Source organism: Paenibacillus sp. p3-SID867 (assembly GCF_025142895.1).
GTDB lineage: Bacteria > Bacillota > Bacilli > Paenibacillales > Paenibacillaceae > Paenibacillus_AQ.
Map to the genome: position 1 here is coordinate 1 of NZ_JAMBDM010000046.1, position 10,025 is coordinate 10,025.

A 10,025-nucleotide genomic window follows, 5' to 3' on the forward strand; every position below is an offset into this window, starting at 1 on the left:
AGAATTTGCGTCAACGGTTCGCCGTTAACCGCAATCTGTCCTTGATACGGATCGTAGAATCGGAGAAGCAGTTGCGCAATAGTCGACTTCCCACCGCCACTCGCCCCAACAAAAGCTACCTTTTTACCTAACGGTATATCAATGTCGAGCCCGTGAATGACCGGCTGTCTATCCGATGTATATTGAAAGGAGACATTTTGAAAGGCAAGGCTGCAAAGGGGCTCTTTAATATGGAGTTCGCCATTCGTGATTATTTCTCCTCCCATCACTTCGCGGACGCGCTCCACAGACGCCATACTCCCTGCCACCCCCATAAAGAAGTTGTATACCTTCTCATAGGCTTGCAGAAGTTGAGTAGAGAACTGAAAGACGACGACCAGCCAACCGATGGACATTCTTCCATGAATAACCAGCACGCCTCCGTAGCCCAATACGAGCAATCGAATACCCCAAAGCATGAGCATAGAAAACATCGACTGCCGATTGGAAATGTCAACCTGCTTCATTAAATTGGTAAAATGAACAGTCAGTTTCTCCCTGAAACGCCGACCTTCCCATTCCTCACGATGAAAGGCAATGACTTCACGGGAGGAAGCAATTCCTTCCTCAATAGTAACAATAACTTCCGTCTGACTAGTGGCGCTGTCCTTTGCCGCTTTTTTCATCCGTGGTGCGTAATGCTTGCCCATCAAAATATAAACGATACTGGTTAGTATCACTGCCATAAGCAATACCGGACTTGCCATTCCGATAATAATGGAAAGAATGATCGCTCCGCTTATTTCCATCATACCGTTTGGGATTGTACCGCCTACCAGATTCGCAGATTGATTGACATCATCAGTCAGATGGGTGACATATTTGCCGGTGCGTTCCTCCCGGAAAAGTCCTACCGGAATGCGATGCATATAGCGCAACATATCGGCAAGCAGTAGTTTTTGCAGTCTGAACGTTGCTTTGTTTCTCATAAGCGCGGCATATAAATGAAGCACATTGTAAGTGACTGCTAGACCGGCAAGCCCTGCCATCAAAGGGACTAACAAGTCGAACTTACGGTTTACAAATAAATCATCGATAATAAATTTCTGGATGCCTACAACGCCGATACTGGCTATTATCTCCAACACTAACAGCAGTATCGTAAGCGCAAGTAGGCCATTGACCTGCCTTGCATATGTCCAGATCCATGCCCAATTATTCACCAACCGCACGCTCCTCTCCCGCTGCCAATCGGCGGAAAACACCTTGCTGTTGCATCAATTGCTCATAATTACCCTTCTCGGCAATGATGCCTTGATCTATGACAATAATAGTATCGAAATTCTCCACGGTAGATAACCGGTGAGCTACCGCAATGATTGTCCTTCCTTCAAACAAACGAGTTAAAGCTTGCTGGACTTCCCATTCACTGATATTGTCCAATGCCGCTGTTGCTTCATCGAGCAACACAATTCTTGGATTTTTGATAAACATTCGGGCTATTGCGATGCGTTGCCTCTGTCCACCCGACAGCCTCACGCCGCGCTCCCCAACGAACGTATCATAACCTTGTGGAAACTGTTGAATGAAATCATGGGCATAAGCCGCCTTGGCCGCAGCTTCAACCTGTTCATCCGTAGCATCTGGCGCACCGAATCTTATATTTTCACGGATAGTGCTGCCGAACAAATAGGTTTCCTGGAACACATATCCCATTGTCCCGCGAATCTGCTTTAGCGATAACTTCGGAAGCGGAATGCCATCTAGACGAATTTCCCCTTGCGTCGGATCGTAGAAGCGGCCTATCAGCTTGAGTAATGTCGACTTACCGTTGCCGCTGGTACCGACAAAAGCGACCTTCTCCCCTGGTCGAATATGTAAAGAGAAGCCCTTGATCAATTCGGATTGGGTATCATAACGGAAAGCGACATTATGAAAAACAATCTCTCCTTGCACCGCCGATAGAGAACTCGTAGATTCATATTCCCGAATATCCGGTTGTTGCTTCATAAAGCTGAAAAGTCTATCAACCTGATTCATCAACACTTTTTGTTCCGATGTCATCGTCACAAGGAAAGTGATATCCTGAATCATACGGAAGTAATAGAACATGAAGGCGACTAAAGCGCCTGTCGTTACAGCGTCCCGGCTTAACAAAAACGCACCATATGAAAATACGGCCACCGCTCCGAATTGAACGGACACTCGGCGAACAAGCCCTCTCGCATAGCTCATGAAATGAAGCAGATTGGTTTTATCATGCAATTCATGTTGCTTTGACATAACTTGAGCTGTATCCCAATCTTCTCCTTGATAGGCTCTGAGCTCCAGCAACCCGGACACCGTATCATAAATCTTCTTCTGAAATGCCGTTCGTTTCACCTGCGTTTCATGGCCGAGTCGTGCAGCCTGTTTCTCAAAATAGGGACCGATCAAATAGTATGACAGGAAGCAAGGAATAACAACGAGACTTAAACCGATATGTATGGAGAGCATCATTGCCGAGCAAACCAGAAATGTTACTCCTGTTATTACCATTCCAGGAAAGTAGCGATAATAAATCTCTTGGACAGCTTTTACCTCTGAGTTAAACAGAGACAGCGTTTCCCCAACCGGGTTTCTCTCATAATACGAGAAGCCTAGTCTTCGCAAGTGAGCAAATAATGCAAACTGCATATCACGTGCAGCCTTTTCCTGAATGTAACGTTGCAGCCTGTTGCGGAACAGAGTAAAAGCTATGACCAACATAACCAGTCCGGCCAAACTGCCAAGCGCAAGCAGAAAAACATCCAGGGCACCTTCGGGAAGCAAGTGATCTACAAAATATTGAATAAACTTCGGTATAAGCAACTCCACTCCGATAATAAAAAGGCTGATGAGGATATAACCTAAAACCTGCAACCGGTAAGGCTTCAGAAAGCGAATGACCCATAGATAAGATTGAATAGACGATCTCCTACTAATGACTTGCAGCCCCCTTTTTTGTATTGATGAAATCACGAATTTCTTATAACGTTGATGCATTCACGAACCCTCACCGGCTTAAGCCCGTAGGGCGGGTCGTCAGACTTAGCCGGTGCAGAGTTGTCCACTGGGTTTACTCCCCTGCCTCCGCCTCGGGGGACCGAGAGACGCGACAGCTGCACGATGCGTGAATGCTATGTTATACGTCAGTCTCTCTTGATTGAACTGCTTACATAGTTGTTCTTTTTGATTTTATGTAGTTCTAATGTGCTCGACTTTGCTAATTCTCTCTGAATAATTCGCAAGCAATAGGTCCAATAATCCATCCGGTACTAGTTTTTCCTGTTCATTATTCTCGAATCCATTAATTGATTTCCAAACTGCTTTATATGGAGTTATTCCTTCTATGCCTTGGATAACTTCTCTTTTGTATAAGTCATGATCAACAAGATCAGCTTCATAAATGAAATCTACTTCATGACCTATCTGATCCAAGTATGAAAATAGGTTTTCGATGACAAACTTTAGCTTGGGTTCTTGTATTTGGGCATTTAATTCTTCTTTTACTTCTCGAATTATCGTCTCTTTACTATTCTCTCCATACTCAACTGTACCACCAACCGGTCGATAAAAAGTCTTGTTTACGGCTTTATCATATGATTCTTCAACTAATATTTGATCGCCTCTTCGAATTAGACACAATGAAACGGTCCTAATGATCATTCAATGATTCCTTTCTATGTTTTTCTATGTATTTTAGAGACTGTCATATAACGTCTTATTCACTACTTCGTAAATAATTCCATACGAAGGGTATTCTCTAAACTTTTGAAAATATCCTGCCCGTTAGTTGAGAAGAAGCAGCCGACCAAAAAGCCGGCTGCCTCTATATGTCTTCATTGAGCTATCGTTTCCCGTTAGCTTAACGGGCTACCGAACACCCCCACCACTTTCCCCACACATTATCCGTTGTTCAAATTCAATTATTTTATCTTCACAGCGTTTTGTAGCAGCATGATGATTAGTTTTCATTCTGTCTTGCTTTAGCCACTCTCGGTAATTGTTTCTCAAAAATGGATAATACATTTGAAATCAAATGTTCGCTCGGATTTTTGTTGTCTTTTAAAAGTGCATATATAAGGTTCAAGAAAGTCTTTGCATCTTTCTCTGTTAAACTTTTGATTGATTCCATGGTGCTATCACTTGGAAAATTTTCTTCCTTCGTCTCCATAACTAATCCTCCATCTGTAAATATCATTTATTCTTCCGTTACAAATATTAATACGTTGTTTCCAAGCCACCTCCCTTGATTAAAACGTTTCCAGTGGTTGAAAAGTTATTTTATGGTTTCCCGTTAGTTGAATAAATAGCTATTCAACCCACTTCGGTATTTGTCGCCTAAAATACTTCCCAACCTTCTCTAACTCATCCATAACAAGCTTTATTTTATCGTCTTCTAGAAACCAGTTCTCTTTAGTTGTCCCTGATTTATCAATTATTGGACTAACATAAAAAACAGTCTCTCTAGGAAAATGAAATTGATAAGTTAGTAGTGCTCTTCGTGCATGATAATTTTTACAGACCAATAAAATTTTTTTGGGTGAAATCCCTTGTTGCTGTAATACTTCCAAAGAGAAGCGAGCATTCTCAAAGGTATTCGTTGCTTTATCTTCTTTAAGTATTGCTTTAGGATTAACCCCTAACGAAACACCCACATTTTGTAAATATTCCCATTCGGTTGTTTCTACATATGGGGTGGAACCTCCAGAAGGTAATATCAAGGAAGAGAGCCCTTGATGGTATAACGTTGCGGCTCTTTCCATTAACTGAGGTTGACTCGCGCCTGGGATTAAAATAACATCTGCGTGTCCGATCTGCGTTTCGAAAAACATAAAATCACTGATGCAATCAAATGGAAAAGACATAGTGAACCTCCTTACTGAATTGACATATGTATTCGCCGTTGTATCCCACCATCCTGCCCGTTAGCTTAATGATAATGCATGAGAACATAGTTAGATACTTATCTTCGGTAATCGGCTCATGTTCTTGTCCTTTTCGGCAATCGGTACAAGTTCTTGTCCTCGACTCGGGACAAGAACTTGTACCGATAAAACAAAAAAGCCGCTAAATTAGCGACTTTCAATGGGACCATGTTCTTGTCCCTCGACATCAACCGATTTAAGCCGCTTGTCCATGCTTTGGAAAATTTACTTACCCATCGATCGTGAATTTGCGTGATCGGAACGGGATTCAAATAATGAAGCTTTTCACGTCCGTTTTTTTGTGTTGTGATCAGACCTGCTTCTTCCAAAATATTCAGATGTTTCATCACGCCATGCCGTGTCATATTCAAATAATCGCACAATTCCGTAAGAGTACGGCCGTCGTCTTCGAAAAGCAGATCAAGTAGAAGTCTCCGACTAGGATCGGCTAAAGCTCTAAAGATATGATTTTCTGAATGCTCTTCCGGCATGGTCTGATATACCCTCCCTTGCACGCGTGTTTAACATTATTGCACCTTCTTCCATTGAGGTTGAGCTTATCCATAACCGTTTTTCCGCGCGGTGATACCATATAACCAGTCCCTAGGCTGATCGTTAGGCCAAGATATTACAACGTGGATATTCAATTTCAGTTTCTCCGCTTCCCAGACGATTCCTGCGGCCAGTTCCGTCGATCTTACGCCGGGATGCTTGTTGATGAGACGCAGGAACTCCATGGTCCAAGGGCCGCGAGAACTCGCTTTGTCCAATCGTTCGACAGCGTAAGCTGTTCCGGAAATTCTTCTTCGGTCAGAGTAATTCGTTCTCGCAACTCTTCTCGTGGATCGGCTCCGATACGAGCTCAATACTGTAAATATCTGCCTCATGGCTAAAAGAATTGATTTCTTCAAACAATTCTTCACGCTTGGAGAATCCGGCAAGATGTACATCCGATATAGGTGGTCCATCACTTGTTCGTCTTCATTTCGGTTTCCCCTTCTTCGTCTCATCGATTACTTGAACCTAATGCTACCCTTTAGTTGAGCGTGGAGGATATCGAACAAATTTCTGCCCTCGATACGCGGGAAAGTCTTTTCTTATCGTATCACGATCCGGAAAGATATATATCCTTGTCACCCCGATATCTATTTCGCTTAATATGGCAAAAGTGAGGGAATTGTTCAATAACGAAGTTCACTGTGGAAAATAACCCCGTTCTAAAGGAGATACTCTTTTGGCCTTCAATTGCTTCCCTGCCTGTTCAGAGGCACCCGTTCGGTCTTCGACCGGATAGTTCTGACAATTTGTCCCCTGTTCCAGCTTCAGATCGATAAAATCCACGACCTGCTGCAACAAATGAATCTGTTGCACGATATGTTCGCGGTGCCGCCTCATGAAGTCAACCAACTCGGGATAATCGTCGGATTCCCAGTCGGCAGACACCTGTATAAAAGGTTTCATTTTCTCCAGCGGCATCCCCGTCTTCTTCAGGAAACCGATAAGCTTGAGGGTCTCGATATCCTTCTCCCGGTAAATCCGGTGACCATTCACTTTCCTTTCCACCCGCGGCAGCAATGAAATTTTTTCATAATATCGGATGGTATCCTCGGAAATGCCGGTTTGCTCGGCAGTTTGCTTGATACTGAATGCTGCGTCTTGATCCAAACCCATACTCATAACGATATTCCCCCTTCGTATTGTTGGGCCGGAGCCCCTATTGTTCAGAACAGCGTGTTTAACGCCATTATATAACCTGGAGTCAACTCCAGGTCAAGCAATTTGAGGGGTTCTAATATATTTAAATTGGTCCTCTTGACTTGGAGCCGACTCCAATATTTAAACTGTTTCCTATCGGCAGGAACACCATTCTGCCCACTCAATGGGAGGGAATAACATGCAAAGCAATAAAAGTGAACATGTTGCGATGATTACGGGAGCAAACTCAGGAATCGGGCTGGAGTTGGCTAGAAAACTGCTTGCTAAGGGCTGGCAGGTCATTGCTCTAAACCGCTCTGAGGTGCCGACCGAGGATATGGAACTGCAAAAAGCCATTAGCTCCGAACAATTAAGGATTTACAAGGTTGCCGATCTTACCGATTATGATAGTTTGCGACTTGCGCTACAGAAACTTCATAATAAGGAGCCGTATATCGACGTCATCTTCAATAATGCCGGCCAGAGCTTTCCTGAGCTTACTTATTCCAGGCAAGGCCGGGAGACCCACTATGAGCTGATGACCGTCGTACCTTACATCATTTTGATGGAGCTCAAGGACTTGCTGCTGAAGGGACACCTCAAGACCGTCATTAATACCTCGTCTTCCGCGTTAAACATGAGAAAATCGTTTAATCTCGAGCTGCTTGAGCGCCCACGAAAATTCCGCAAAGTCGTTGGACCTTACGCTGCTTCCAAGCTGGCGCTTTCGCTATGGACGGAGGCCATAGCTCCTTCCCTTGCTAATGAGGGAATACTTATCCGCAGCGTTGATCCAGGAGTCAACAATACGGTGCGTAAAGGCCAAAAATCCGGTCTGCCCATCTGGATGAAGTCATTTATGCGCTTCTCCTCGCCCCCAACGCATGGGGCTGGTTTACTGTTTGACAGCGCCGTAGGGGAACATCGGAGCAAGACAGGCGTATTTCTTATCAAAGGAAAGATTCAATCGCTCCCCTTCAGAGAGTCTGCCCCGCAACTGCTAAAACGCCTGGAAGAGATTTATCGCCAGCAATTTAAACAAGAGGCCAGAATTGAGGTCAACGCTAGAGCGTAAGCACCATATGCCAGATGGATGCCCGATTTGTCGGGCTCGTGCCCGTTAGTTTAGCGAGATCCTATACCGGATAAACCAAGGGAGGAAGAGTAGAATGGAAAACAATCCAGTAAGTAAATACGCAGGCAAGAAAGTAGTGATCACGGGAGGTAGCAGCGGGTTCGGCCTCGCGACGGCGATGCTGCTAGCGGATGAAGGAGCACGCGTTCTGATCACCGGGCATATCCAGGCTAAGCTCGAGGTTAATATTTGATTTTCTTCGTCGAACTGTTTACTACCTGCCCCAAAATCCCAACGATATCCAAGATAGTTTCATTTAAAACTGTTTCACTTATATGTTATACCACTTAACTGCTCGTTATTTGAACAAAGGCAACCGATCACGTTGATCGGCTGCCTTCTTGTTTTTATTGAACTATCGTTCCCCGTTAGGTGTATAAGGACTTATTGTTGTTTTGCGAAGACACGGCAAGCCTCGTCTCAGTAAGCTAAACTATCTGATCGCATTATTTGCTTTTCTTTGAAGCCATCCAGAAGACGAGAATCACAATTGGGATAAATATGAACCACGGAATATTAATCGTACTCCGGGTAATAGAAGCGATCAGCAACAATCCTAATGTTCCAAGAATAAGCCACAGGCAGCCTCTTCCAAACGTCTCCATAGGTGTGGATCCTCCGCCCTCATCCGATGAAATATGATCACTATAATAACGAGAACCTTTTACTGTCTTAGATACTGCGGTTCCACAATATTTACATGTTACTGATCCTTGCGCCAAATGTTCATTAGAGTGCTGGCATATTGTAGGAGTTGTGTTTCCTGAATAATCTTTAATAGCGATTGGGGTTCCTTCCATTCGTGCATCTTTAAGCGAATTTCCACAAACAACACATATTATCGAACCTTCGACGTTTGATTCCCTACAATGGGTACATATCTTTAATGCCATTATGCAAGACCATCCTTTTTACAACATTAATTGGTTGCATAGATTCCTTTTACTGTTAAAACGTATAATGTAGGATAAAGTTGCATTAACCTGCCAGTTAGTTGAACAAAAGCAGCCGATACATTGATCGGCCGCTTTCCTGCTTTTATTTAGCTATCGTGTCCCGTTAGTATAATGAACCACTGAGACTATATGTGCTCCAGAAAATTTTCAACTGTTAGTTTCCATTGTCCATTAGAATTCTCCACTTTATGAATGCCTGTATTTGAAGCTGGGAATGAATTGTTTTTATTTGTCCATTCAAGACCCTTTAAAATATGGTAAACGACATTAATAACCCCGCCATGAGTAACAATGATTACGTTCTCAAGATGATTATTAGTTGATTGCTCCTCACATAACTGTTTAAATGTTTCTTTAATTCGTAAATAAAACTCTAAAGGACTCTCACCTCCAGGATACCTCTCTTCCATTCGTAAACTCGAGAAATATAGTCCCGGGAATCGTTCATTGACGATTTCGTTAGGCATTCCAGCGATTATACCATTATTCGCTTCTCTCCACTTGGTGCTGCTTTCAAGGGACAAATTCAAGAATTTTTCGATCTCATTCGCTGTATCCAATGCCCGCTGCAAGTCACTGCTCACGATCCGATGTATTTGATAAGTACTCTGGTTATCCTTAAGATAAGAACCTAGCCTTTCTGATTGCCGATAGCCTTCAACATTAAGTCCTCTTTGACTCCAGCCCCCACGATATCCTTCATCGTCCACACCATGGACAAAAACACTTCCAACTTTTTTGCTCTATTTCTAAAAATCGAACCTCTAAAAAAAGTAGGGTTAATACAATCCATGTCCAGACGTGGAAACTGTTGGGATAACGCCCCTCAAGAATCATTCTTTGGACACTTTAAAGATGAAACAGAAATTAAATCATGCGAATCATTAGATGAATTAAAACAAGAGATTAAAAGCTATATGACGTATTACAACCACTATCGATATCAATGGAACTTTTACTCATCGTAGCTAGACTACTTTGTACATCTGTTACTACCTGTACTAAATTTTTTGTTAGAGCAGCTATACTAAAATGTTGACGTGTATAATTGGCGGCTTGTCTTCCGATTTTCGTACGTAGAGCCTCTCTTTGCAATAAAGTATTTACGAAATCTATCCCTTTGGCCCAATCCACACGTATTCCACGTTTTGTTAGTACCGCATCTACAAAATAACCTGTTAGATCATGCTGTACAACATCCTTGAATCCCCCTGTACCACAAGCTGCTGCTTCTGCTTGAGAGAGTCCAAAATTTTACGATGGTAAAACCCAAGATTAGTCACCACATCTGCAGCAGAATACATTTGAGCC

At 43.2% G+C, this 10,025-nt stretch carries 12 protein-coding genes and 1 pseudogene; 3 read left to right on the forward strand and 10 right to left on the reverse strand.

Features of this window, described 5'->3' with window-relative positions; all coding sequences use genetic code 11:
* From M4D81_RS34430 to M4D81_RS34465, 8 genes are all read right to left on the reverse strand, one after another.
* Nucleotides 1-1,202: ABC transporter transmembrane domain-containing protein (locus tag M4D81_RS34430; protein WP_260069663.1), on the reverse strand; the 1,202-nt coding region annotated here is incomplete at its 3' end.
* The gene (locus M4D81_RS34435; protein WP_260069664.1) at nucleotides 1,195-3,003 is read right to left on the reverse strand and encodes an ABC transporter ATP-binding protein; all 1,809 of its coding nucleotides are present in this window, start codon (nucleotides 3,001-3,003) and stop codon (nucleotides 1,195-1,197) included. The genes M4D81_RS34430 and M4D81_RS34435, both read right to left, overlap by 8 nt.
* Nucleotides 3,004-3,195: 192 nt before the next feature.
* Nucleotides 3,196-3,666, reverse strand: a complete 471-nt coding sequence (locus M4D81_RS34440; RefSeq protein ID WP_260069665.1) for an NUDIX hydrolase — start codon at nucleotides 3,664-3,666, stop codon at nucleotides 3,196-3,198.
* 298 nt (nucleotides 3,667-3,964) lie between these two features.
* Complete coding sequence (locus M4D81_RS34445; RefSeq protein WP_194542621.1) at nucleotides 3,965-4,174, reverse strand: hypothetical protein; 210 nt, start codon at nucleotides 4,172-4,174, stop codon at nucleotides 3,965-3,967.
* Between the two features lie 139 nt (nucleotides 4,175-4,313).
* Complete coding sequence (locus tag M4D81_RS34450; protein WP_260069666.1) at nucleotides 4,314-4,868, reverse strand: YdcF family protein; 555 nt, start codon at nucleotides 4,866-4,868, stop codon at nucleotides 4,314-4,316.
* 116 nt (nucleotides 4,869-4,984) lie between these two features.
* Nucleotides 4,985-5,419 carry an ArsR/SmtB family transcription factor gene (locus M4D81_RS34770; RefSeq protein WP_311200743.1) on the reverse strand — a complete coding sequence of 145 codons (435 nt, stop codon included), beginning with the start codon at nucleotides 5,417-5,419 and terminating at the stop codon, nucleotides 4,985-4,987.
* 66 nt (nucleotides 5,420-5,485) lie between these two features.
* Entirely contained in the window at nucleotides 5,486-5,938 is a 453-nt protein-coding gene (locus tag M4D81_RS34460; RefSeq protein WP_260069667.1) for a hypothetical protein, read from the reverse strand.
* A gap of 184 nt (nucleotides 5,939-6,122) precedes the next feature.
* On the reverse strand, nucleotides 6,123-6,605 hold the full coding sequence (locus tag M4D81_RS34465; protein ID WP_260069668.1) for a MerR family transcriptional regulator: 483 nt from the start codon (nucleotides 6,603-6,605) through the stop codon (nucleotides 6,123-6,125).
* Between the two features lie 217 nt (nucleotides 6,606-6,822).
* On the opposite strand from M4D81_RS34465, the gene M4D81_RS34470 reads away from it, so the two are divergent.
* Together M4D81_RS34470 and M4D81_RS34475 are read left to right on the forward strand one after the other, a co-directional pair.
* Nucleotides 6,823-7,698 carry an SDR family NAD(P)-dependent oxidoreductase gene (locus M4D81_RS34470; protein ID WP_260069669.1) on the forward strand — a complete coding sequence of 292 codons (876 nt, stop codon included), beginning with the start codon at nucleotides 6,823-6,825 and terminating at the stop codon, nucleotides 7,696-7,698.
* Nucleotides 7,699-7,792: 94 nt separating this feature from the next.
* Nucleotides 7,793-7,951, forward strand: coding sequence for an SDR family NAD(P)-dependent oxidoreductase (locus M4D81_RS34475; RefSeq protein WP_260069670.1), 159 nt, complete (start codon nucleotides 7,793-7,795; stop codon nucleotides 7,949-7,951).
* A gap of 253 nt (nucleotides 7,952-8,204) precedes the next feature.
* Here M4D81_RS34475 and M4D81_RS34480 read toward each other — a convergent pair whose 3' ends face one another.
* Both M4D81_RS34480 and M4D81_RS34485 read right to left on the reverse strand, forming a co-directional pair.
* On the reverse strand, nucleotides 8,205-8,651 hold the full coding sequence (locus tag M4D81_RS34480; protein ID WP_260069672.1) for a zinc ribbon domain-containing protein: 447 nt from the start codon (nucleotides 8,649-8,651) through the stop codon (nucleotides 8,205-8,207).
* Nucleotides 8,652-8,839: 188 nt separating this feature from the next.
* The gene (locus tag M4D81_RS34485; RefSeq protein ID WP_260069671.1) at nucleotides 8,840-9,424 is read right to left on the reverse strand and encodes a histidine phosphatase family protein; all 585 of its coding nucleotides are present in this window, start codon (nucleotides 9,422-9,424) and stop codon (nucleotides 8,840-8,842) included.
* Between the two features lie 54 nt (nucleotides 9,425-9,478).
* Here M4D81_RS34485 and M4D81_RS34490 point away from each other — a divergent pair.
* Nucleotides 9,479-9,682 (forward strand): annotated as a pseudogene (locus M4D81_RS34490) (integrase core domain-containing protein); the annotation flags it as partial.
* Between the last annotated feature and the right edge of the window lie 343 nt (nucleotides 9,683-10,025).